24 protein-coding genes are annotated in these 22,476 nt (G+C 59.5%); 6 read left to right on the top strand and 18 right to left on the bottom strand.

Translation table 11 applies throughout. The annotated features are described in order from the left end of the window. Nucleotides 1-150 precede the first annotated feature (150 nt). Nucleotides 151-1,428: a type II toxin-antitoxin system HipA family toxin gene (locus ACE10X_RS11040; RefSeq protein ID WP_051003393.1), complete on the bottom strand. Its 1,278-nt coding sequence runs from the start codon at nucleotides 1,426-1,428 to the stop codon at nucleotides 151-153. Beyond that, entirely contained in the window at nucleotides 1,403-1,723 is a 321-nt protein-coding gene (locus tag ACE10X_RS11035; protein WP_016840789.1) for a helix-turn-helix domain-containing protein, read from the bottom strand. The genes ACE10X_RS11040 and ACE10X_RS11035 overlap by 26 nt, the downstream gene beginning before the upstream one ends. A gap of 362 nt (nucleotides 1,724-2,085) precedes the next feature. Here ACE10X_RS11035 and ACE10X_RS11030 point away from each other — a divergent pair, with 362 nt between their 5' ends. From ACE10X_RS11030 to ACE10X_RS11020, 3 genes are read left to right on the top strand one after another with little or no spacing between them, the layout of a single operon-like run. Then, the gene (locus tag ACE10X_RS11030) at nucleotides 2,086-2,634 is read left to right on the top strand and encodes a hypothetical protein (protein ID WP_016840790.1); all 549 of its coding nucleotides are present in this window, start codon (nucleotides 2,086-2,088) and stop codon (nucleotides 2,632-2,634) included. A 54-nt stretch (nucleotides 2,635-2,688) separates the two neighbouring features. Beyond that, on the top strand, nucleotides 2,689-3,528 hold the full coding sequence (locus tag ACE10X_RS11025; protein ID WP_028344358.1) for a type IV toxin-antitoxin system AbiEi family antitoxin domain-containing protein: 840 nt from the start codon (nucleotides 2,689-2,691) through the stop codon (nucleotides 3,526-3,528). Next, nucleotides 3,518-4,429: a nucleotidyl transferase AbiEii/AbiGii toxin family protein gene (locus ACE10X_RS11020; protein WP_028344357.1), complete on the top strand. Its 912-nt coding sequence runs from the start codon at nucleotides 3,518-3,520 to the stop codon at nucleotides 4,427-4,429. Before ACE10X_RS11025 ends, ACE10X_RS11020 begins: the two co-directional genes overlap by 11 nt. A gap of 27 nt (nucleotides 4,430-4,456) precedes the next feature. Here ACE10X_RS11020 and ACE10X_RS11015 read toward each other — a convergent pair whose 3' ends face one another. The 5 genes from ACE10X_RS11015 to ACE10X_RS10995 all read right to left on the bottom strand — a co-directional run bounded on the left by ACE10X_RS11015 (nucleotide 4,457) and on the right by ACE10X_RS10995 (nucleotide 9,673). Next, complete coding sequence (locus tag ACE10X_RS11015; protein WP_304498978.1) at nucleotides 4,457-4,618, bottom strand: hypothetical protein; 162 nt, start codon at nucleotides 4,616-4,618, stop codon at nucleotides 4,457-4,459. Nucleotides 4,619-4,648: 30 nt separating this feature from the next. Further along, nucleotides 4,649-5,995, bottom strand: a complete 1,347-nt coding sequence (locus ACE10X_RS11010) for an IS5 family transposase (RefSeq protein WP_026191834.1) — start codon at nucleotides 5,993-5,995, stop codon at nucleotides 4,649-4,651. A gap of 167 nt (nucleotides 5,996-6,162) precedes the next feature. Continuing rightward, nucleotides 6,163-6,252, bottom strand: a complete 90-nt coding sequence (locus ACE10X_RS11005) for a hypothetical protein (protein ID WP_304498977.1) — start codon at nucleotides 6,250-6,252, stop codon at nucleotides 6,163-6,165. A gap of 11 nt (nucleotides 6,253-6,263) precedes the next feature. Continuing rightward, on the bottom strand, nucleotides 6,264-7,208 hold the full coding sequence (locus tag ACE10X_RS11000; protein ID WP_202948954.1) for a hypothetical protein: 945 nt from the start codon (nucleotides 7,206-7,208) through the stop codon (nucleotides 6,264-6,266). After that, complete coding sequence (locus ACE10X_RS10995; RefSeq protein WP_028344356.1) at nucleotides 7,205-9,673, bottom strand: NEL-type E3 ubiquitin ligase domain-containing protein; 2,469 nt, start codon at nucleotides 9,671-9,673, stop codon at nucleotides 7,205-7,207. The genes ACE10X_RS11000 and ACE10X_RS10995 overlap by 4 nt, the downstream gene beginning before the upstream one ends. Before the next feature lie 696 nt (nucleotides 9,674-10,369). Between ACE10X_RS10995 and ACE10X_RS10990 the strand changes: the two genes are divergently transcribed. Both ACE10X_RS10990 and ACE10X_RS10985 read left to right on the top strand, forming a co-directional pair. Further along, entirely contained in the window at nucleotides 10,370-11,191 is an 822-nt protein-coding gene (locus ACE10X_RS10990; RefSeq protein ID WP_028344355.1) for a type IV toxin-antitoxin system AbiEi family antitoxin, read from the top strand. 8 nt (nucleotides 11,192-11,199) lie between these two features. Beyond that, on the top strand, nucleotides 11,200-11,568 hold the full coding sequence (locus tag ACE10X_RS10985) for a nucleotidyl transferase AbiEii/AbiGii toxin family protein (protein WP_244436094.1): 369 nt from the start codon (nucleotides 11,200-11,202) through the stop codon (nucleotides 11,566-11,568). Here the strand turns inward: ACE10X_RS10985 and ACE10X_RS10980 are convergent. The 7 genes from ACE10X_RS10980 to ACE10X_RS10950 form a co-directional block, all read right to left on the bottom strand. Further along, complete coding sequence (locus ACE10X_RS10980; RefSeq protein WP_259245116.1) at nucleotides 11,563-12,402, bottom strand: IS5 family transposase; 840 nt, start codon at nucleotides 12,400-12,402, stop codon at nucleotides 11,563-11,565. The two genes, ACE10X_RS10985 and ACE10X_RS10980, sit on opposite strands and share 6 nt — an antisense overlap. Nucleotides 12,403-12,500: 98 nt before the next feature. Continuing rightward, nucleotides 12,501-13,340 (bottom strand): IS5 family transposase, encoded by an 840-nt coding sequence (locus tag ACE10X_RS10975; RefSeq protein WP_259245116.1) that lies wholly within the window; start codon nucleotides 13,338-13,340, stop codon nucleotides 12,501-12,503. A 233-nt stretch (nucleotides 13,341-13,573) separates the two neighbouring features. Further along, nucleotides 13,574-14,467 (bottom strand): hypothetical protein, encoded by an 894-nt coding sequence (locus ACE10X_RS10970; protein WP_038388476.1) that lies wholly within the window; start codon nucleotides 14,465-14,467, stop codon nucleotides 13,574-13,576. Between the two features lie 323 nt (nucleotides 14,468-14,790). Continuing rightward, nucleotides 14,791-15,222 carry a hypothetical protein gene (locus tag ACE10X_RS10965; RefSeq protein ID WP_051003347.1) on the bottom strand — a complete coding sequence of 144 codons (432 nt, stop codon included), beginning with the start codon at nucleotides 15,220-15,222 and terminating at the stop codon, nucleotides 14,791-14,793. Nucleotide 15,223: 1 nt separating this feature from the next. After that, a complete protein-coding gene (locus ACE10X_RS10960) occupies nucleotides 15,224-15,928 on the bottom strand; it encodes a hypothetical protein (protein WP_038388475.1) in 705 nt (234 codons plus the stop codon). Further along, on the bottom strand, nucleotides 15,925-16,494 hold the full coding sequence (locus ACE10X_RS10955; RefSeq protein ID WP_038388479.1) for a hypothetical protein: 570 nt from the start codon (nucleotides 16,492-16,494) through the stop codon (nucleotides 15,925-15,927). The genes ACE10X_RS10960 and ACE10X_RS10955 overlap by 4 nt, the downstream gene beginning before the upstream one ends. Before the next feature lie 181 nt (nucleotides 16,495-16,675). Continuing rightward, nucleotides 16,676-17,479, bottom strand: a complete 804-nt coding sequence (locus ACE10X_RS10950) for a glycosyl transferase family 28 (protein WP_041482739.1) — start codon at nucleotides 17,477-17,479, stop codon at nucleotides 16,676-16,678. Between the two features lie 424 nt (nucleotides 17,480-17,903). Here ACE10X_RS10950 and ACE10X_RS10945 point away from each other — a divergent pair, with 424 nt between their 5' ends. Beyond that, the gene (locus ACE10X_RS10945; RefSeq protein WP_018270132.1) at nucleotides 17,904-18,107 is read left to right on the top strand and encodes a hypothetical protein; all 204 of its coding nucleotides are present in this window, start codon (nucleotides 17,904-17,906) and stop codon (nucleotides 18,105-18,107) included. Nucleotides 18,108-18,178: 71 nt separating this feature from the next. On the opposite strand, the gene ACE10X_RS10940 is transcribed toward ACE10X_RS10945, so the two are convergent. The 4 genes from ACE10X_RS10940 to ACE10X_RS10925 form a co-directional block, all read right to left on the bottom strand. Beyond that, nucleotides 18,179-19,408, bottom strand: a complete 1,230-nt coding sequence (locus ACE10X_RS10940) for a glycoside hydrolase family 18 protein (RefSeq protein WP_080583616.1) — start codon at nucleotides 19,406-19,408, stop codon at nucleotides 18,179-18,181. A gap of 644 nt (nucleotides 19,409-20,052) precedes the next feature. Beyond that, nucleotides 20,053-20,586: a DUF2285 domain-containing protein gene (locus ACE10X_RS10935; RefSeq protein WP_244436062.1), complete on the bottom strand. Its 534-nt coding sequence runs from the start codon at nucleotides 20,584-20,586 to the stop codon at nucleotides 20,053-20,055. Between the two features lie 58 nt (nucleotides 20,587-20,644). After that, complete coding sequence (locus ACE10X_RS10930) at nucleotides 20,645-20,833, bottom strand: transcriptional regulator domain-containing protein (protein ID WP_038379271.1); 189 nt, start codon at nucleotides 20,831-20,833, stop codon at nucleotides 20,645-20,647. Nucleotides 20,834-22,099: 1,266 nt separating this feature from the next. Continuing rightward, nucleotides 22,100-22,315, bottom strand: coding sequence for a hypothetical protein (locus ACE10X_RS10925; RefSeq protein ID WP_018270128.1), 216 nt, complete (start codon nucleotides 22,313-22,315; stop codon nucleotides 22,100-22,102). Nucleotides 22,316-22,476: the final 161 nt, after the last annotated feature.

Below are 22,476 nucleotides of genomic sequence, written 5' to 3'. Positions count from 1 at the left end.
GGACGGAAGCCAGATTTCAATCGAGATTGGACTGGCGCGGACCGAGCGGCTGCTCGTCGGTGTGACCGACCACCTCGATGACATCCACATCGTAATCTCCAGCTCATGAAGTTCTGGCAGGAGCGGACCTCCGATCACCGCGGCAAAAGCTCAGGGGGTAGCCAGGGACGACTTCGGAACGTAGCCGGGATCCAGAACCGGGCTCATCTCCTCGATCTTGGCATCGATCTTACTGAGAACAGCGGCCGGCACGACATCCCGTTCGGGGAGCTGCCACCAATGGTCGTTCACCGACGATACGACCTCCACGACAGCCGAGATGACCGCCGGTTCGGGTAGCCGCGCGCGGTTGGCGAACTTTCGCCAGCGGTCCGGAGTAAGCGCTTTGAAGGATTTCTCTCCTCCCAAAGAGAGTGCCATATCGTCCTTCGGAAAATAAGCGGTGGTCGATAGGACGTCGTACACGGGGGCGATGGCCGGAGTGCACCCCTCACCTGGGTATATTGTCGACCAATTCTTCAAGTGCATGTCGCCGTTGCCCACGAGCGCGGCAAGTGCCAGTCGACGAACGAATTCGAGCGCGGCGTCGGTCGAAACCGCTACGTTCAGCGCGGAGGCTATGTCGTGGTATGATGCGTCATCGTACTTTTTGGATGGCTGGCGGCCAAAGATCTGAGCGAAATCTTCGATGTGAATTCGGGTACCTTTGGGTCCACGGTCGAAACGCTTCACTAGCAAGACCTTGCCGGTCGACAATGTGTTGAATTCTTCGGGAATTCCTTCGAAATCGGATTTTTCGACAAGCTCGCGTTCCGGCACATCCATTCCCAGGATTTCGGACAGCGCCAGAACGGCGAACTCGTTTTCCGACAATCCGACAAGATTGGCCGAGGGGAATTTTGCGATGTACTGACCTTGCTCGTCGCCGCTGGGCAAAGTCAGTCCGACACCCTTTCCCGTATTTTTCATCACGGAGAGCTTCATCTGAACTCCCGCCAAGGAAAACCGCGCTTTGATGTCACGAGGATTATCTTGAATGGCTATCACGGTGCTGCCGTCGCTTGGCACCACGCGCACTGCACCTGGCAGATCTTCGCCAAGCGCCGCCAGGAGGTCGAAATCGTTTCCTTGCCTCACTGCTCCGGCGTGGTGCTTTTCCATCGCCTCGCGAAGCTTGTCCTCGGGCAACAGATTCGCGAAGAACGCGGGCAGCACGTGTGCCGCGGGCTTCGGATCCTTGCGAAGCCCACCATCGGCGGAGCGGAACGAGAGACTCAATATCGGGGGCCGCGACATGGCGCGATAGGCCGGATCAAGGCTGAAGGCGTTGAAATCGCCTGGCGTACGCACGAGCGTTCCGACCCTGAGGTCTTGAAGGAACACCTCCAGCGACTGAACGGTATTAGGGGCGCGGACCCGGGTGCTCATCATCATCCATATCGGTGGTGAACGCTGGTCGATCCTCGCCTTCGGAGGGCCGAAGGAGTGCGTTGACGCCGGCTACCATGGCCTGTGGGATCAGCATTAGCTCCATGCCGAGAGCGCGCGCGACGTTAATCAGCGTTGTCGCCCGCGCGGCGGCGTTGCCCTGCTCGATATCGCGGTAACGCGGCCGGGAAATGCCCGCGCGTTCGGCCACCTGCTCTTGAGTCAGGCCCGCTTGCTTTCTTGCATCCCGGAGGAGGCGTCCTAGCTGTTGGGTTGCTTCTGAGTTCCGCTCCATGATCCGTTTACGTATCTTTTTCTTCTAAATGATGCGTGAACATATCATTGCTTATCGCTTCTGCCAAGGCCCATAGATCCGTTTAGGTATCATTGGCTAATAAAATGATCCGCGAACGTATCTTACTGGCCAGGGGCGGTTCCCCAATGCCTAAGGCAATCTCGACCAGCGCGGGGCGAACTACCGCGTGCGCATGGACTCCATGGGCTCAACGACAAGGCCGACATCGTCATCATCGGCGTCACGCCCGGCAAGCAGCCGGCTCTGGAAGCCCTACTCAGCTTCCGCATGGCGCTTACCGGCGCGCCTCGCTCGATGAGGCGGCGCAGCGCGCCAAGAATGCGGCCTCGTTCAAGGGGGGCATGCGCCTCGACGCGTGGTTGATGGACCACTTCGGCTTGCATCGGCTTTTCGGACTTACGTCCACGCTTGATCTCTTCGGATCCGCCGCGCACCGCGCGCATTACACGTCCGTCCTGCGCTATCCGGTCCTGAAGAGGTTCGGTAACTATGCCGGAGCCAGCCGCGTGATCGAGGAGACCCTAGCGGATGAACTCGCCGTGCTGCCCAAGGCTTGGCTTGTGCCGTTCGGGCCGAATGCGGTGCGCGCGCTCGAATATCTCGCGGCGGCCGGACGCATCGATGACGCGCGTATTCTAGACGGCATCTTGCATCCCGGCGGCCAGCAATGGAACCGCTACAACGTGCAGCTCGGTCTCGTGTTCGCGATGCCGCGCTTGCGGTCCCAGGCGGGCCTGAAGTTCTGCGGCGAAGCGCTGTGTGCGCTCGAAGGTCGCCGCCCTGTGTGGCGAAGGCGCGCGGCCTTAGACCGTAGCCTAATTTTCTGTCTCCAGCGGGCGGGCCGGCGATCGGTTTACAAGATGTCAATTTTACGTACTACGGCTACTTAAATCGAGCGAAACTTAAACTAGCTCTTGGTTTGAAGGTATGCCATTTTGCGTAGCATGACGACGCAATTGCCAGGAAAACTAAACCAGCTCCGCCGGGATCTTCCGGAGGGGCTGCTCGTTGACGCTGCCTGGCTGAGCAAGCACGGCTACACCACCAGCCTCGTCAGCAAGTATGTCGCGGCCGGCTACCTCGAACGACCGGCCGGCCGCGTGTACCGAAAGCCGCGCGGCGCCCTAAGCTGGGAGCAGGCCGTCATATCCCTTCAGACGCTTCTTTACCGCACGCCGCTGGCCGTCGGCGGCCGAACAGCGCTCGCGCTTCAAGGCTACGAGCATTACCTGCCTCGCGCCACGCAGCAGGTTCATCTCTACGGACCTTCCGCGCCGCCCGGTTGGCTCTCGAAGCTTCCCCTCTCCATCCGTTTCGTCTTCCACAACAGCGCTAAGCTCTTCTCGCCGGAAGCGGGCCTGCCGCCCAAAGGCGATCTCGACCGCGCCAACGCCGCGGCCGAGAAGGAAGCGGCCGAAAAGGGCTTCGTCATCCAGTCATGGGGGCAATGGCGCTGGCCGCTGGTGGTTTCATCGCCGGAGCGGGCGCTGCTCGAAGTACTCGACGAGCTTCCCGATCACGAGAGCTTCGAGACCGTGGACAAACTGGTCGAGAGCCTTTCGACCCTAAGCCCCAGGCGCATGCAGACATTGCTACAAGCCTGCCAAAGCGTGAAAGCCAAGCGGCTGCTCTTCTTCTTTGCCGATCGCCATTCGCATGCCTGGAAAAACAAGATAAATAAGGATCACGTCGATCTCGGAAGCGGCAAGCGCATGCTGGTCAAAGGCGGCGTGCTCGACCGGACCTATCAAATCACCGTGCCGAAAGGGCTCGATGCCGTTTAGCGACCAATACCGCAGACAGGCTACCCTGCTGATCCGCGTCGTCCCCGTGGTCGCGCAGGAAGACTGCTTTGCGCTCAAGGGCGGGACCGCGATCAATCTCTTCGTTCGCGACCTGCCCCGCCTGTCGGTCGATATCGACCTCACCTATCTGCCGGTGCAGCCGCGCGACCAATCGCTCAAGGAGATCGAGACCGCGCTCACGCGCATCGCCGGCCGCATCAAGGCACAAATCGGCGGGTGCCAAGTCACAGAGGGCTTGACCGAAGGGCGCGTCAACAAGCTATTCGTCCAGCTCGGCGCCGCAACCGTCAAAATCGAGGTGACGCCGGTCCTTCGCGGCTGCGTCTATCCCGCGAAAAAGCAATCCGTGACCGATACCGTCGAGGACGAATTCGGCTTCGCCGAGATCCAGGTTGTCTCGCACGCGGACCTCTATGCTGGAAAGCTGGTCGCCGCGCTGGACCGCCAGCATCCGCGCGACTTTTTCGACCTGCGTGATTTGCTCGCCAACGAGGGCATCACCGACGATCTGCGAAAGGCCTTCGTCGTGTACATGCTCAGCCACCATAGGCCGATGGCGGAAGTCCTCGATCCGCCGCGCCGAGCTATGAAGGAGGATTATGAACACGGTTTCGTCGGGATGACAGAAGAGCCCGTCCCGCTTACCGAACTGGAAGCAACGCGTGAGGAGATGATCAAGGCGATCGTGGCCGACATGCCGGACGCGCACCGGAAATTTCTGGTCAGCTTCGAACAAGGCGCGCCGGAGTGGGATCTGCTGGGGCTGCCCGGGGTGCCCGATCTTCCGGCCGTCAAATGGCGCCAGCTCAATCTCGACAAGCTGCCCAAAGAAAAGCGCGCGGTGCTGACGGCCGCACTGAAGAAAGCGCTCGGCGTCTAGGCGGCTCGCAGCCGCCCCTGACGCTTTTTAGCTGACGTCGATCGGCGACGTGCGCCATACGTCTTTGCCAAGCGCGATCAGCATGTCCCGCCGTTGTTCGATATCGTTCGCCGAACAGTTCTCAAAGGCTTGCAACTTTTCGTTGATGCGCGTGATCGACGAATTCCTCCCGACCGGGCTCAAGGCCACGATGCTGCGCGTGAGATAATTAGTCGTCCGTTAAGAAGCCGATTGCAGCGGTGAACGGTCGCTGATGGCTGCGATGAGGGTGGCCAGGAAGAGGCGCCAAAGACCCCTCAGCCAGGCGAGGATGCGGCGGAAGTTGTGGCCGACGGCTGAGAGGATGACGTTGGCGGCGTCTCCGGCGCGGCCTTTGAGGTAGCAGCGGCCGAGGTGACCATCGGTCTTCAGGTGTCCGATGATGGGTTCGATGGCGGAGCGGCGGCGCAGCTCGCGCCTGATGATACCGAAGACCCCGCGCTTCTGGCCGGAGATGAAGACACGGCGCGGGTTCTGTGCGTCGTGGCCGCGATATCCCTTGTCGGCATAGGCCCGCTCGATCGCGCAGCCGGTGAGTGTCTCGGTGCGGTCGATGACGTCGCGCAAGGTATGACCGTCGTAGGGGTTATCGGGCAGCGCCCTGGCGTGCAGCACGAACAGGCCACCGGGAGCACGGCGGTTGTTGGTGACGATGGAGGCTTTGACACCGAACTCGTAAGGCGCGGCTGCTTTGCCCTTGCCGATGCACTCCACCTCCGGGGCGTGGAAGGAATAGAGCTTCCAGCCGCGCTGGCGCTGCTGCTGCGAGCGGATCTGCGAGGCCCGGCCGAGCGGGAGGGCGAACGCGTTCTCGAGCACGGCCTGACCTTCGATCTTGCGGCGGATATCGCGGATGATCCGGCCCAGCCGGCTGCGCAGGATACGCAACTGCCGCTGATGCCGCTTGAATTGCTTGGCATGGGCGTAGCGTCCCGCCATCATGGCCGCGGTCTTGGCAATGCGAAGATAGGACTGCCGCAGCCTGACCCCGTGCTTCCTCGCCAGGCGGTTGAGCCCCCTGATCGCCGCGTGCAGCAGCTTGGCATCGGTCGGGAAGGCGATGGCCTTCGGCTGCACGGTGGTATCGACCGTGACCCGCTTGAGGTCCTGGCTGCGTAACGCGCCGGCCTCGTGCGCCACCCGCAGGCTCTCGGCCAGCAACAGCTCCAGCTTGTCGCCGAGCCGCTTGCGCCAGTGGCTCAGGTCCGAGCGCTCGTGCGGAAACGCGTGCTGAAAGAACTCTTCGCCGGTGAAGTACTGGAAATACGGGTCGTGGACCCAGCGCTCGCACACCCCCTCATCGGACAGGCCGTAAATCTGCTTGAGCAGCAGCAGCCCGATCACGAAGCGGGTCGCGATCCCCGGCCGACCGTTCTCGCTGTAGAGCGGCGCGATCTCGCCGTCGATCCAGTCCCAATCGACCTTGCCGGCGAGCTGAACCAGCTCGTGCTTCATGTTGATGATCTGGTCCAGCCTGGCCCGGAACAGATCGCCAGATCCCGTCGTCCTTTGCTTCTTCGGTCGCATCGTCACCTCCGACGCGACCACGGAATCATGACTGGCGATTCGACTGAATCCTGAAAATGAAATTGCAAGGTTCCGAGGCTCGAAACATCAAAACCTTGCAATCCAAAAACAGTCCACACCAGCAAATGCGATTCTGCCTCAATCGCTTAGCCGATCTTCACGGACGACTAATTACCCGACTTCGCGTATTCGGGCTTCTTCTTCTCGAAGAATCCGTTGCTCGCCACGATGTTGATCGGCTTTTCCAAGAGCGTCACGTTCCCAAGCTTTACTTTGTGTAGCGCTTGCCGGGATTGGCGGCGGTGAAGGACTGGCGGAGATCGGCCTCCGGCGTGTCGGGCAGAATGTGCTCGATCTCGAGCGCGGTGAATTCGCCAAGGCCGCCGGGCCCCCTCATGCCCTTGAAGGCAATTTCAACATGCTGCGCCAGCTTGGCCAGCAAATAGCGCGTGCGGTACTGCTGCATCGAACCAAGTGTGTATCGTTTGAGCGTATCGCCCAGCTCGGCATCCTTGCCGACCATGTTCTTTTGTAGCCGTTCTGCCACGAACCCGTTGAGCTTGGCTTTTTGCGCCTTCGCATCGGCGATTTCCGCGATCTCGCGCAGTTCGTCCGCCCATATCGAGAAATTGCGCTCCAGATCCTTTGTCGGAGTCTTGGTGAAGATGTAATAGAATAGGAAACTTTCAAGCTGCCGCACGAAGTGATCGAACAGCGCTTTGGGAAAGTTCGCGGCTGCCAGCAGCACATAGTGCAAGCTGAATGCCGCGCCGCAAAGCTGCTGAAGCGTGTCCATGGCGGTGCTGGACGCGCCGTCATTACCACGGCCTTCGGTGACGCCAATGTAGCGCTCGACGCTGCGAATGATCTTACGGACGAAGCCGAACGAATCGCTGCGGTAGCCGCACAGCTCGGCATTGTCTTTGTCGATCAGCCAGTCGTAAATCTCGTCTTCGCGCACCACACCGTCCCGGCGCTCGTTCTTCACCTTGTAATTCGCCATGATGAAATAGCGCAGGAAGCGCAGCGGCTTTTCCTTGTTGCGCTCCAATGGCCCCGTGATCTTCTTCCACTCGTCCTTAAGGTGTGTGAAACCACACTGGTCTCTCTCGGGAGCCGCGCCGTCGGTGCGACGGCATCCGAAAACAACATGACGTAGCGAGAGGCGGGTGGAAACAAGATCGACGCCCCTCGCAATCGGATGGCCGCTCACAGTTCAAGCCCGCGGTCCCCAAGCACCTGGCGCATCAGCGCGCCCTTAATTTCGCGGGCGATCTCCTCGCGGATCTGGGCTCCGAACTGCACCTCGGCCTCGCTGTCTCCGGTTAGGTGATGATCTGCGAGCCGTTGCTCAAGGCGGCTCGGAAACTCCTCGTCCATCGCCTCCCTGAGCCGGACCTGCATCTGTGCATGGGCTTCGGGGGCGATCCGGCTCACCACCGTCTCCCAAGGTTGCCAGTGAGTTGCCAGATAGTCGGCGAACCCCGCCTCCTCTTGATTGCGCACCTGCGTCTCGGCTGCGGTGAGATCGTGCTCAGTGACGTAGGAGACTTCATAGAACCGCATGTCCGGCGCGATGAGCTGCAGGTCCAGCCGATCACGTAGCTTGACCTGATAGGCGAGATAGACCTCGATCTCGTCGACGAACCGGAGCGAGTTGACCTTCTGACGGGCGATCGGATCGAGCGCGTTCAGGCGGAACAGGACCCGCGCCTGCTGGATGAGTTCACCGAGCCGATCGTCATAGGCCCCATCCTCGACATCAGCCTTCAGACGTGCGGTCTGCATGCCGTTCCAGGTCAGGGTGATGCGATCCTGGCAGGTCTCGCTCGCCCCGAAAGCCAGCTGAAAAAACTGCTGGCGCAATGGCGGCCTGGTCGCTGCCTGCCGCAGGTCCTCGGCCACCGCCTGTCTGAACTCGGGATTATCATAATTCACAGTCTTCTGCAGCTTGTCGAGGAAGAGCGCGTATGCTGGGGCACCCGCCTCGTCGGCGAAGTTCTGCCAGGCGGCGATCGCCTCCGGCTCGCCCTTCAACCAGTCCGCTACCGCCTCGGCTAGTGGCCGTTCCTGATCCACCGCCGTTCCCCCGCCCATCGAGAAGAAGACCCGCGGGCCAGCATAGTTCGGGGCATTCAGAGCTCCCGCCAAATTCGTCCGCACCTGCTCGGGCAGCGGATTGTCATCCACATAAACCATGCACCCAGAACCTAGCTGGGTTAGCAGGGTCTCCGGCAAGCCGATCAACCGGTTGTCGCGTGCCTCGAGCACCTGGAGCTCGGCCGGGAGGGTCTCGGCCAGGCTCGTCAGCCTGTTGCCGCTGACGTGGAGTCTCTGGAGCTCGGGCGGGAGTGTCTCGGGCAGACTATTCAGGTGGTTATCGCGGGCGAAGAGCAACTGGAGCTCGGCGGGGAGAGCATCGGGCAGGCTGGTCAGCCTGTTGCCATCGGCTTCGAGCTCTTGGAGGTCGGGCGGGAGGGTATCAGGCAGGCTGGTCAGCCGGTTGCCGCCGACGGCAAGCAACTGAAGTCCGCTCGGGAGGGCGTCGGGCAGGCTGGTCAGCAGGTTGCCGCGGACATCGAGGTCCTGGAGCCCGACCGGCAGGGTGTCGGGCAGGCTGGTCAGCCGGTTGCTGCTGACGGCGAGTGTCGAAAGCCCCTCCGGGAGGGTGTCGGGCAGCCCGGTCAGTTGGTTGCTGCCGATGACGAGTGACTGGAGTCCCGTCGGGAGGGCGTCGGGCAGGCGAGTCAATCGGTTGTTGCTGGCGCCGAGCGTCCGAAGTCCAGACGGGAGAGTGTCAGGCAAGTGCACAAGCTCGTTGTCGCTCACGTTGAGCGATTGGAGCCCGGGCGGAAGGGTGTCGGGCAATGTCGTCAGGCCTAAGTATTGCAGCTCCAGCCCTGCATAGACGTCGCCAGTTTCGCCCCAGGCTATTATTCGTCTTACCGCCTCTTGCCGATCCTCGCCTTCCGCCTGCCGCTCATCGCAGGCCCATTTGTCCAAGATCTGGTCGAGCCGCGATTCCCTGAGGACGGAGCCTTCGAAGTCCGCCGCACCGCCTGCAGGGCCAGAGGCCCGTGTGTCATGCAATGCTTCGGTCCACTGCGCTGCGGCCGGGGTGAGCCGGCCGCCTCCTGTTGAGGTATTGCCATCACCTCGCAGGGGCCGTCGGCCGAGAATTGCTGCCCCGAGATTTTGCTGCCAAGGATTTGCTGGGGTCGTTGCCCACTCCGGCGCCACGTCACTGGCCTCCGCCCACGAATGCTCCTCCTGACCGACACTATGCGTCGGCCAATCGGCAGCCGCATCCATGCCGTGCCAATAATCCGGCAGACTGAAACTGCCGGCTGGCAACTGGCCACCGCGATCCGCGGCCGTAAAAAGCACATGTTGATTGATCCCTTGTCCAGAGAAGGCTGGCGGATCCGATGGCAACCGCGAGGTGCCCTGTCCGACGCGACCCTCATGCGGCATTCCCAAAGGATCCGCATCTCTGTTCGACACAACGTCCGCGTCGCCGAGCCTATTTGAACTGGAGGGCGGGCGCTCGTGCGGATGCAACTCGTTCAGGTGCTGCGGAAACCCCGCTTCGTCCGCCTGCTGCTCTTCCAGCCCATGATAGTACGCCCGATCGACATCTGGGGCCTCGAATGGGTTGAGCTTGTTGAACGGATCCATCCCATCTCCTTTGACAGATACGATTAGCTAATGCCGGAGCTGGATAAACACGTTCTCGCTACAAGGCTTGGCTTTCGAGAAGCTGACGAGGAATCAGAATGAGCGTAACTGTCCTGCGGGACGCTTAGCGCTTGATTGCCCGCGCTGGAGTTCAACATGCCGATGCCGGACCATGTCGGAACTTCGAGAAGCAGATTTCTGAGGCTCTCTCAAGAACGTCCGCGCTTGCCTTTTGAAGCCCGTCGGCGCGGCTACAAGGCATTGATCACGCGCTGAGCGTTTTCTTCCTGTCGCAAATACGGGTAGGCGATAACTTCAACAGCTTGGCACGGCTTTTCTTGTTAATCGACCATCCAGAAAAATTGCATTCGGTAGCACTGGACGGCTTTAGCGAAAGCGGCATTCCAAATCGTTTCCGAAACTACGAATATTTTCCTGCTCAATCTAAGCGCGCACTGTAACGAAGTCACCAGTTATAATGCTCATTGCGGTCTCCCGGTGGCCGCCAACTCGGGGCACGCGGATAACAGGCCTTCCGGGAGATTTTTGTTGGGCCGGGACAGGCTTGGTCCTGCGAAGGAACGACTGTAAGGCACCGGAATCGGTACAGTCCCATGTATGAAAAACACCACTTTCTATGGATTTTATAACATAGCTTTGTGTTGAAAAATACCTACGTTCTGGGTATATTTATACATGATGCTTCGAAGCCGCCGAACTCTCGCTTCCTATCTAACGGATCTGCTCGCCGGTGGACGGATCTCGTTTACGCGGGACGAAGCGATCGCCGAACTGGAGGTAACTTCGCGGGGCTTCCTGGCCGCCGCCAAACGCCTGCAGAAGAAAGGGCAGCTTCTTAATCCGCGGCACGGCTTTTACGTCGTCGTCCCTCCACAGTACCTGGTGCGCGGTGCTCCACCGCCGCAGTGGTATATCGACGATCTCATGGAACACGAGGGGCACCCATATTATGTCGGATTGCTCAAGGCGGCTGAGATACACGGCGCGTCCCACCAGGCGGTCATGCAATTCCAAATCGTAACCGACAAACGGATGCCCAAAATCCGCGCCGGCCGCTCGATCCTTTCCTTCTTCTATCGAAAGGAAATAGGCGCTCTTTCGGGAGCGATCGTTGACCACAAGACCGATACTGGCCGCTTCAAGCTATCGTCGCCCGAACTCACTGGGCTCGACCTTTTGCGCTATATGCATGTGACCGGAACGATAGACAGCATTGCCACTGTCCTTTCTGATCTCGGGGCTAAAATGAAGGCGCACGAACTCCAGAAATTGGCACCCGCCTTTGAGCGGTCCGTTATCCAGCGCCTCGGATACCTGCTCGACTACGTCAAACACAGCCAGGCAGCCGAGTCACTTCACGCCTACCTGCAAAACGAAAAACTGCTGCCCTGGGTCGAACTCGATCCTTCCAAGCGTAGTAGCAAGACCCGCAAGCCGCCGGAACGTGACACACGCTGGAACGTGCTGGTCCATCGCCGTCCGGAGCTCGATCAATGATTCCAGCCATGAACATCGTTGCATGGAGTCAAAAAGCTCCATGGCCCGAAGATCGACAGGTCGAGCAAGACCTCATCATATCCAGGGCACTCGTTGAAATCTTCAAGGATGATTATCTGAAGAAAGAGCTGCGGTTCCGCGGAGGCACCGCTCTAAACAAGCTGCACTTCCCAAGCGCCTATCGGTACTCGGAAGACATAGATCTCACGCGCACGACGGAAGGCCCCGTGGGCCCAATTCTGGACCATCTCCGGGCTGTCCTGGAGCCATGGATGGGGCGGGCGCATTACGACCTCGGAGAGATAGGGCCTCGGCTTACTTTCACTATCAAGCCCGAAGATGAAAACGCCTCTCAGAGTCTGACTCAAAATTCATGACTTGACGTTGGCCGATCTGGCGATGCGGCGGACCAGTTGTCGAGTTGACGCAATAAGGAGCCATGCTTCAGCCGAGGTGACGGAGGCCTCCCAATCCTTGGCAAGACGTCGGCAGCGGTTAAGCCATGCCAACGTTCGTTCGACGACCCAGCGTCGGGCAACAACAACGAAGCCTTTTGCCTCATCCGGGCGTTTGACAATTTGAATAGTGGGCCCGTCGATTCTCCGGAGCGCGTTCTCAAGCTTTTCGCCGGCGTAGCCGCCGTCAGCAAACAAGTGCGCAATAGTCGGGTAGCTCGCACACGCCAAAGTGACGACGGTCGGCGCACCGTCCCGATCCTGAACATTGGCCGGGTGCACGATGGCGCTCAGCAAATTTCCTTGTGTGTCGGTGACGATATGACGCTTGCGACCTTTGATCTTCTTGCCCGCATCAAAGCCGCGCGGCCCACCGCTCTCGGTCATCTTGACCGATTGACTGTCGATGATCGCCGCCGTTGGTTGCGGCTCCCGTCCAGCAAGCCTGCGCGCGATTTCAACCAAGGCGTCATTGATCAAGTCCAACACCCCGCTGTCGCGCAGGCCATAAAAATAGTACTGGACCGTCGTAAAGGGAGGAAAATCCTTCGGCAAAAGCGCCCATTGGCATCCCGTCGTCGCAATGTACTGGATCGCATCCCATACCGATCGCATGCAGGTCTTGCGCGGTCGACCCACCTTGCTCCGCCCTGGCATCAACAGCTCGATCAAGGCCCATTCCGCATCCGTACAATCGCTTGCATAGCGCAGCGCTCGTCTGTCATGCTGACAGCGGGTGATTTCGGTCCAGGTCATCTGCTTCTCCGATGGCTTCGAACACCTCGAAGAATCACAACCTGCTGAAATCACCCAACTTTAATTTCCGGTCAGCCTCTAAGAGTCTGACTCAAAATTCATGACTTGACGTTGGCCGATCTGGCGATGCGGCGGACCAGTTGTCGAGTTGACGCAATAAGGAGCCATGCTTCAGCCGAGGTGACGGAGGCCTCCCAATCCTTGGCAAGACGTCGGCAGCGGTTAAGCCATGCCAACGTTCGTTCGACGACCCAGCGTCGGGCAACAACAACGAAGCCTTTTGCCTCATCCGGGCGTTTGACAATTTGAATAGTGGGCCCGTCGATTCTCCGGAGCGCGTTCTCAAGCTTTTCGCCGGCGTAGCCGCCGTCAGCAAACAAGTGCGCAATAGTCGGGTAGCTCGCACACGCCAAAGTGACGACGGTCGGCGCACCGTCCCGATCCTGAACATTGGCCGGGTGCACGATGGCGCTCAGCAAATTTCCTTGTGTGTCGGTGACGATATGACGCTTGCGACCTTTGATCTTCTTGCCCGCATCAAAGCCGCGCGGCCCACCGCTCTCGGTCATCTTGACCGATTGACTGTCGATGATCGCCGCCGTTGGTTGCGGCTCCCGTCCAGCAAGCCTGCGCGCGATTTCAACCAAGGCGTCATTGATCAAGTCCAACACCCCGCTGTCGCGCAGGCCATAAAAATAGTACTGGACCGTCGTAAAGGGAGGAAAATCCTTCGGCAAAAGCGCCCATTGGCATCCCGTCGTCGCAATGTACTGGATCGCATCCCATACCGATCGCATGCAGGTCTTGCGCGGTCGACCCACCTTGCTCCGCCCTGGCATCAACAGCTCGATCAAGGCCCATTCCGCATCCGTACAATCGCTTGCATAGCGCAGCGCTCGTCTGTCATGCTGACAGCGGGTGATTTCGGTCCAGGTCATCTGCTTCTCCGATGGCTTCGAACACCTCGAAGAATCACAACCTGCTGAAATCACCCAACTTTAATTTCCGGTCAGCCTCTAAGGTGTCAGAACGGGCTGCCATTCCGCTTGAATCGTCACATCCTAAACCAGCAGAGCTGGTAGCGTGGACCGGCCAGAATGCCGAGCATTGCTATGCTTATGTCATGTTAGCCTTCGATGACTTTAATTCAGGGGCAGGCTCACAATCTAGCTTACTCATCTTGGCTTATTGAGAGCGCCTGCGCCTCTTCTCCAAAGAAGCGTCCAATTTCTTCATTATGGTAGCGAAAAAGCCAAGCATATTTGGCGCGCACGGATTCGTCATTCCCTGCAGACGCATAGGCGCTCAAAATTGCATTGCGGTGCTGCCTCGCCCAGTCTCGACACGCGTTCTGCCAAGCTTCGGTGCGCATACGATCCCGACCGTCTTGGTCTTCCGCCTGATATCGATCTCGGTCCTCACCGCTGATCGTAGGCTCAATCGTGTCCAAGCAGATTCGAAGGTAGTTGATGAACCATTGGGTCTGGCCATTCGGAAGGTTGCTATACTGCATCAGCGTTTTCGGGGTCGGATCGACATCATCGCTGTAGTATTTGCGATGCGGGTGATCGGAGAGATAAGTCTGGAGATCGGGCGTGATGGCAATCATGGGAACGCACGCGGCATGCTCAAGCCGGTAGGCACGAACCAGCGCCGGGCTGATGAGGGTGTCCTTTCGCCGGTACCAAAACCCCAGGTCAACGCCTCCACGAAGGAAGATGCCGCGAAGCACGCAAGTGCCTTGGGCCCAGGCGTAGCTAGTCAGCTCGCTCATTAGTAGGTCGAAAGTCCCTTCAGAATCGGCGACCTTGGAGTGCAGAGGGACAGAAATAACAAGGCAATCGGAAAACGCGAGAACCGTCTTGCCGACGATCTTGTGTTCTTCCCGGATGAATCTGTCAGTAGATTTATGCTCGAACTCGTTTTGAACGTGTACAACTTCGTCATCGAGGGCGCGCAGCTGCTCCTCGTTGATTATTGCTTCCACGCGAGCCGAAAAGCCAAGGAGGTCAATAAAAGCAAACAGCCCGCTCTTTAGATTTCGGCGCACTATTTTGTTTGTCATGCCTGAACTTCCGCACGAATCAGCAAGTCAGATGCTCTGCTTAGGTACTTCTCACGTAAAAATTGTCATGGTGACCGCGAATATCACTATCTCGCGGGCTGCCTGTGAGGCGGAATTGGAGGAGACTTCGGTCGTCACCTTCGGCTGCCACGGGAACGTCTTGCTCATCCATGAAGCGGATTTGTTCGCCGGGACCTAGGTCTGCCCAGAATCCGTCGGTAGCTATCAGCAACTCGCCTTCGCCTTTGGGCATCATGGCCTCGGGAAGCAAAATTCCCTGGCGCGAAAACTACGTGTCAGGAGATGACGCGCGGGACGGTCGGCTATTGACGCAATGGATGTTCGCCGGTTACGCTGGCAAGCGTGTGTGGCCGGCTCAGCCACTCAATGCCCCTTTTCGCGTTACGCCGTCCCAGCAAACAGTCGCCGGCGTACAGAGCAAGAGTCGCGTCGGGCCGGATATTCACGATCATATAGCTGGCAGAAGCTTGAGGGTATGCTTCGGCCACGATCTCATGAATCTGTCGCAAGCGCGCAGTAAGCGTTTCCGCCGTCAACTTCCCATCGGCGGCGATATACCAATTTATCAGCTCCTGCGTAATCTGCTGGGCGAACTCTCCGCTATTGTGACCGCTTGTTGAACCATCCATAACCACGCATAAAGCCTCCTCAGCACGTATGCCGACCCCTCCACAATCTCGATTGTACTTGGTCCTGGTACCGGCTTGGCTGAGCCAACTGACGTCGATTCCCATCTCAGTCACCAGCGCATTGGCTTACGATTACGAAGCGCTCACGGACGATGTCGATACGCCCTTCCGGGCCGCGGATGTTGCCGGCAAGAAAATGATCAAAGTCGGGATGCTCGAGTAGCGGCGCGAATTGCTCGGCAATGAACTGGCGTATGTCGGCATCGGCTTGCTGGATTTCCGCCACCACCTCGTTCCGGCCGTCGATGACGAGAAGGATGTCTTCGAGGTCGCGGCTCGCGAGCAAATCACTCTGACCACGCCCGAGATAGGCTTCCAGCTTTGTGGCTACAAACAATTCCGGGCTGAGACGCTTGATATTCAGCTCATCGGTAAGGGGCACCGTAACCGCCGTCTCTATCCCTTTCGCATACCAGCGGTTGCTGAATCCGAGAATATCCTCGTCGTCGGGCATGAAATCGACTTTGAGATCCCCAAGGCGCATCCGGCAGATGACCGTATCGTCCTGCGACTCCGCAAATCCCTTCTGTCGCAACTCGTCCTGCAATTTCGTCCATTCTGCAAACCCTACGAGATCGACGATGAGGTCGACATCGTCCGTCGCTCTGACACCCTCAAGGGTGATGTCGTCGGTGATAAAGAGAGCAGTCGTGGATCCCCCCACAAACACCAACCGTTCGCGAAGTGCGCTGCCCAGCGCCGTAGCGACCGTTTGGAGCATTTGAAGCAATTGACCTTTGACGGTAGTCATTTTTTCAGAAGGCTTTCGGAAAGACGTTCCCCGGCCAGGCCTGCCTCTCTCTGATTGCCGAGCCGGATCGCATCGATGAGTGACAGATATTCGTACAGCCGATCATCTTTTTGAACAGCTTCCGGCACGCTCTTAAACAATGGCGTAACCGATTGCCCGATGTTGTGTCCGTCCGCGAACGGCCACACGTAGATGTATTCTCCTCCGCTGACCAAGAGGCTTTTAAGCATAGGTGCTGCAAAGGCCGTCGGTATGCCGCGCGTCATGGCGCCGGGCTTTGCCGGAAAAACGAATTTCATGCCATGGATGATAAAATTATTCAGATCGCGGCGATTGGGATTTGCCCGCCCCGTATTCCGGTCCTTGATCGCAAGTCCCGATGAGAGGCTTCGTTTGATTGAGGCGTTTATTTCCGTCTTGCTGATTCCCAGAAGCGCTTCCAAGTTGCGAACTGAATACGGATCATCGCCCTGAAAGCGCAGCTGAGGCTGTCCCGGCGTGGGCTCGTTTTCCCCTTCCTGAAGGCTGACGAGCTTCAAAAGAACGACCAAATCCTGACTCTTCATCCCGTCCATCCAGCCGTCCTCTGTCCTGGGACTGAGGACAGTACACCAAATTGGCCGCCCCGCGTCAAAGGAAAGGTTGTCTTGATTACATTATCTACCCTGAGTCATAATCTTGAATTGCCGTAAGTTGATGAAAAATATGTACTTTTGTACAAAATTGCAACGAAACACTTGAAAGCATTTAATCTACCGGTTCCACGTCCGCGGTGATCACCGCGCGGGGACAATCGGGTCGCGTAGACCAGGGAGCCTGCCACGACCTTGACCAGCTCGGTACATCGAGCAAGGGACCGATATAACGGAAACTGCCCGGAAGGGCGTCTGCCTCGAAGTCGAAGGCCTGGCTGATTGCCAGCAGAACTCGATCAGCCTGGTCGAACAAGTCCATAGCGTCCGAAAGAACAGGAAGGCCGAAATCGACGCGAGCTCTATTGAGGATAGGAAGGGACGCATTCATCGCCGCAGCGAGCGCGGCGGAGGCTGCTCGGACTTTGGCGCGCTCTGCGGGCGTTTTCGGTTGCCCCAATCCGGAAGTCGCAGGCGGCATTCCCGGAAGAATCCGGATGCTGACGTGAGGCGAAAGAAACGCGAAAGGCACGCCACATGCCTGCGCCCCGACCGCCGCGCCAAATAGGAGGTCGAGACCGAGGACCGCATCTGTTGGCACGCGGCCAACCTCGTCGCGAATATCGGCCGCGTATGCAGAGCAAGGCTCGAAGACGACCCTGCGCATGCGATCTCGCAGGTCCGAGACATCCGTTGGATCCGCGGCCCGCCCCTTCGGGGCGCGACGCCATGTCACGAATTCGAAATCAGCGGCCTCGACTTCTGTCCGCATCGCCGGATCGGCGATCACCCGGACATGATGACCATGACGGCGCAATCGGCGAGCCGCCGTAAGCAGCGGACTGAGATTTCCCAACGTGCCCCACGAGGCGAAGAGAAAATTGTAAGAAGTCACCGATCCCCCTTCGCAGTCGCGCATTCGAAAACTCTCCGCCCCTCGTCATGCAGGCACAACTCGAACTCGCGCGTGCGCCGGCCTGGGACGCCGCATGCGAGCAGTTCAGCAAGTGGAAGACAGAAACGTGTTGCCCGCAAACACAAACGCCTCGGACTTCCGACGCGCTTGAGCGACGGGCGCAGCCTCTCAAAGAGAACTCGAGCGGCGCACCGCGACGATGTCCTCACGCGTGGTGCGTCGAAAAAGAGAAGCGTGAAGCTCGTTATTTTCAGATGATTCATTGCGCCGCGTGTCGTTTTCTCTCATAGCCTCAAAGCCTACAGGCTCACGCCACGTGAGATTCAAGCTGTCTTTTTCCGGTCTCGCAGTCCTCATTCCAATCTGTCGCCGGCGAAGTGCGCCTCCGCGCACTCCTGATTTTCGGGGGAGAGAAGCAAGCTGCCAAATGCACTGGTACCGTCATCTGATCCGCCTGACGCAGCCCGCCGGGATCTACAACTTCGCCGCCCAGGGCCACACCGGTCCGCAATTCTGTGCCTATGTCGCATCCCGGCAGAAGACGACGCGCATTGCCGCCAGCGTGCCTCTCGAAACGATGCCGCCTGTTGCCGGATTCCGACATTGCTGGTTTCAACCGGCGTGGCCCTGATCTCACAGCCCTTTATTCCGCGGCTGACTTCGTTCGATAACGTGCTTCAGCGTGACGCGATGACCACAATGCTATTCGGGCGTTCCTCCGGGAAGGACGCGGAGTGCCGCGAGCAGCGAACCGTCATCAGCGAACAGGTCCCAGATCATGATCCCGGCGAGTCCACGGCCCGCCGCGTACATCGTCTTTCGTGCGATGGAGAGCGGATCGTCGTAGCTGATCCATATGCGCCGTTCGGCGTCATAGAGCCAAGGCACCTGGGCCTCATCGCTCCAATACCGGCGAAAGCCCAACTCTTCCGGTCGCCTGGCAACGATATCCCGATAATCGATGCCGTCGCTCCCTCCCCACTCCTCGCTCGCCGCCGCGCCCTTCTGGAACAGCCCCCCGTTCTCCTGCGGAACGTCCGCAACAGCCCGGCCATAGAAAGCTACCCCGAGCGCTACCTTGGCAGGCGGTACGCCGGCCCGGATCAAGGCATTCACACTTGCATCGACATTGAGATCAGGATCTGGATCGCCGGCGCAGGCGAACAGCGGAGCGTTGAAGCCGGCAAAGGCCGAGCCGGCGCGATAGTCATAGGCCATCAGATGAAGCCGGTCGACCAGCCGGGCCAGGGCGGCCGCCTCCAGATTGACAATCTTGTCGGGAACGGCCGACACAGCGATGGTAAGCTCCAACTCCCTGTGCTCCGATGCAGAAAACTCGTCAAGCTGTCGGCGCAATTCCGCTATCAAGAGTGTGAAATTCGGACGATCCTCAGGGTGCACCAGGTTTTCCGCACGTCCTCCCGAGACGGGAAACTCCCAATCAATGTCCACACCATCGAACAGGCCAGGATAGGGCCGAAAGAACGCATCGATCACGGATCGTGCGAACCGCTCGCGAGAGAGCGGCATGGCAGCGGCGGCCGAGAAATACTTCGATCCATTCCAACCGCCCAGCGAGATCAGAATCCGAAGCTGCGGATTGTCCCGCTTCAATTCGGCGAGTTGGGCGAAGTTACCGCCGAGCGGACTCGAGAGCGAGATTCCATCGCAGGCTCCCGCGTCAAGGCAACGATCCGCAAGTTCGGCCAGTCCCTCCGTCGAAACGGTACCGAACGCATACATCAAGTGGGTCAGCTCGCGAACCGGAATCGTCCTGATGCCTGGACCGCCTGCCCGGGCCTTCCACGGGGCGACATAGCCTGCGATGACGGCGCTCCGGGCCGGCGCGGTCCGTCCCTGTTGAACCAGCGCATATCCGCCCACAAGCGCAGAAAACCCGCCCAGAGCGAAGGTTCGACGATCAACTGCCACGGCCTACGACCCTTCCTCTCAGATTGTATCCTGCTTCAAACGACAAGGTGGTCTGCGCGACGGATGAACAGTCCTGCTTCCGCGCACCTGTCGGCTCAGAATGATCAGCCCGAATTTCACCTCGCCAGACGGCCGATTGATCCATCGATCCCGAGCGCGCGCTCCAGGTTGATTGCCCCACACGGCCTGCCGCATTCCGGTCTGAAGCTGATTGAACTGGAGCCAGCGCGCAAGGAGTTGGCAAGAATTCGGATACACGCGAACCGTTCAATGGGACGAGAGCATAGCATGGCTGCAAGGTCTCGAAACGTGCCTTGATCTTCGCTTGACATAGCTTTTCGCACAGCAGGCACGCGGAGTTGTTCGACTGTCCGACAAACCTGGCTGGTTGCCGCGTGACATTGCGGGCGGCCGATGCTGTCTCATTCTGGCTTCGCCCCCCGTTCATTGAGCTGTGGTCAGCATCCTAGACGCCCTACGAAAACCGCTTTGCCCGAAAGAAGGGACGACTTTGCACCAGTAACCACGATACCGTGTCAAATCGGCGTCCATAATCGCTCGCCAATTGATCACGCCATGCAGACGCTGGTCGAAGACCGACCACGCCATCGCTGCCGCGCAGAGCAGCCAGCCTGTCAGCGTGCTCAGGAGGTATCGTCCCTGTCCCGGCGCTTGTGACGGAGCAAGTCACGATAGCCGCCTCGCATGAGACGCAATCCAGTCTGGACAAGGCGAATGGTCCGGCTGCGCAGATCGTGCGTTTTCCAGCCTCGATCGGGAATGCGGGGATGACCAAACAGGCCTTGCGCGATCTTGCGATAGCTGTTGCCTTCCAGCCACCCGTCCATTGCACGCAAAGCGAGGATATGCCGATGCCGGGTCCCGGTCGATTGAGCGAGAGGGGCCCGCCCAAGAGGACGCTGTTCGAGCGCCAGCCAGAACCGGTGCGCGGCCAGCAAGCGGAGATCGAAGTCGCGGTCGAGCGGCAAGTCAACGGCAACCATTGATCCGCGCCCGGGAAGTTCTTTCAGCCAAAGCCGATGCCTCGCGCCTCCGAGGGGCACGATGGCGTGCCATCCATCCGGCGCCTCACGAAGCTCGCAGCCCGCCAGGTCGGCGAAATCGAGTTCGTACGGCCTGGACGCAGTCGGGCAGATCGCCGTGCGGATCGTCAGCACGGTCGACAATGCCTCGGGCGACCAGAAAACAGCTTGTTGGTCGAACGCCTGTTCCGGATCAGCCGCGAAACGTCAGCCCCCACTTCCGTCGGAAGTGATCCGTCGCGCTGGATTGTTTGCTCCCGAGGGCCTTGAAGTCTGCTTGATACTCACGATCGCGGCGTAGCCACTCCCAGGCTATGTCGTCCGCCTCGGCTTTCCTGATATCGTGATATGCGCGCTCTGATCTCCAGTCCGCACCTGACATTTGCACTATTTCCCCGCATCTTGTGAATGCACGCGCAAGGAAACTGCAGGCCTGTGACGATTTATGGTTGCAGTCGTATAATCATTCAACGTTCCACGCACTTTTGCGATGGAATGATCAACTTTTGCGATCTGAAGGCTCCGGCTTCCGCTTCAGATACCGTCACACCTCACTTTTGTTGCAGGCCGGCGCGGGAAGTCAGGACGGATCCGGCACACCATCCCCGGCCTGACACACCGAAAGGACCATGTGCGGCTTTCGCGCCTCGTGGCGGCGGGCGGCAATCGGCGCCCGACGCAGCCGGCTTCTCCGGATTTTATTACGATTGTGGGTCACTACGTCGTCCGTGCAGCGCAGATCAGGCGATGTCGCCGACCGCATGCGGTCTTTTTCCTGACGGGTCGGCGAGGATATTCAATCTGATTGCGCACATGATCGCTGATCACGTTTCCAGGGACTGCTCCCGCACCGTCGGCTGGATACCCGGAATGACAAACGTCGGTAAGTTTTTTTTGTCGCGCCATGTTGCCTGTCAGGCATAGGGCGAGACGGGCAGCGAAACACCGGAGCGCATGAGAGCGCAGACCGGAACAGCACGGTCTTCGATCATTTTGAGCACCACCAACCCGCGTTGCGGATCCTGCCCGCTCGATGCCGAGATGGTGTTCGAGGATCCTGTAGTTCCAGGACGAAGTGCCGAACATGTGATGGACCCGCCACCGGGCAGATCCGGCGCCGGCCACGACTTGCAAGACGAACCCCGTAACGACGAAGCCCGGCACGGCAAAGAGCAAAAACCGGACCCGACCACGCACCGGCGCGCCCGGGGAAGCAACGCTCCAGGAAACGGCATTGGCGCAGCAGGCGCGCAGCGCGCCGGCGCTTCGGCCGGAAACGCACCGCGATGCCGTGCCTGGCCGGCATGGCGCGCGAGCTGGATGCGTTGTTCGACCAGAGATCGCAAGCCGGCGGGTTTGGCGCGACAGATCGTCTGGATTCTTCCGCACAGGGATGCCCTTCCGGCAGCAGAGTTGGCCAGCAACGCTTTATACCATGCCGGATCCGGAAGTGACGGGCGCTTTGGGCGCAGCCGGTTACTGCGGCCTCCATACGTGCAACGTATCCGGACTGTCCGAAGCCGCACGGGCTTCGAGGGTGCGGGAAGACCGCAGCTTGCCGCGACATATATCGGGCGGTCCATGCAGGCAGCGAAATACCAGTACCGGCTCGTGTAGCGCTATATTTCATGCTGCTGGTTGAGCAGCTTCAGCCCGAGACGCGCGTTCCCCCGATGCGGTCTTGGCCCGGCCCGGCTTGCATCGCCCCGGCCGCATGTTCAGCCGCCGCGCCTACAGCGCTGGTTGCCCGTTCGTAGTACGATTGCAGCGACCGGAACAAGACATCCAGAGTGACCTGCCGGTTGACCAGCTTGGCGCCGAGTTCGCCAGCGAAACCATCGAGCGCATCATATGCGGCAATCACGGCTGAAGCATCGGCTTCGGGCGGCTCGTTCCCGGCCAGCGGCGGGACGAGGTGAAGGAGCCAGTCGACCGCCCCTGCCCGCGCATCTACAGGGATTGCGGCTGAAGACTTGCGGAGCGGGCAGCGGAAGCCGGCCGCTGACGACCACGCTGTCGCTGCCT

The organism is Bradyrhizobium sp. Pha-3, from assembly GCF_042258325.1.
Taxonomy (GTDB): Bacteria; Pseudomonadota; Alphaproteobacteria; order Rhizobiales; family Xanthobacteraceae; genus Bradyrhizobium; species Bradyrhizobium elkanii.
This window is presented reverse-complemented; position numbering and strand designations above follow the sequence as displayed.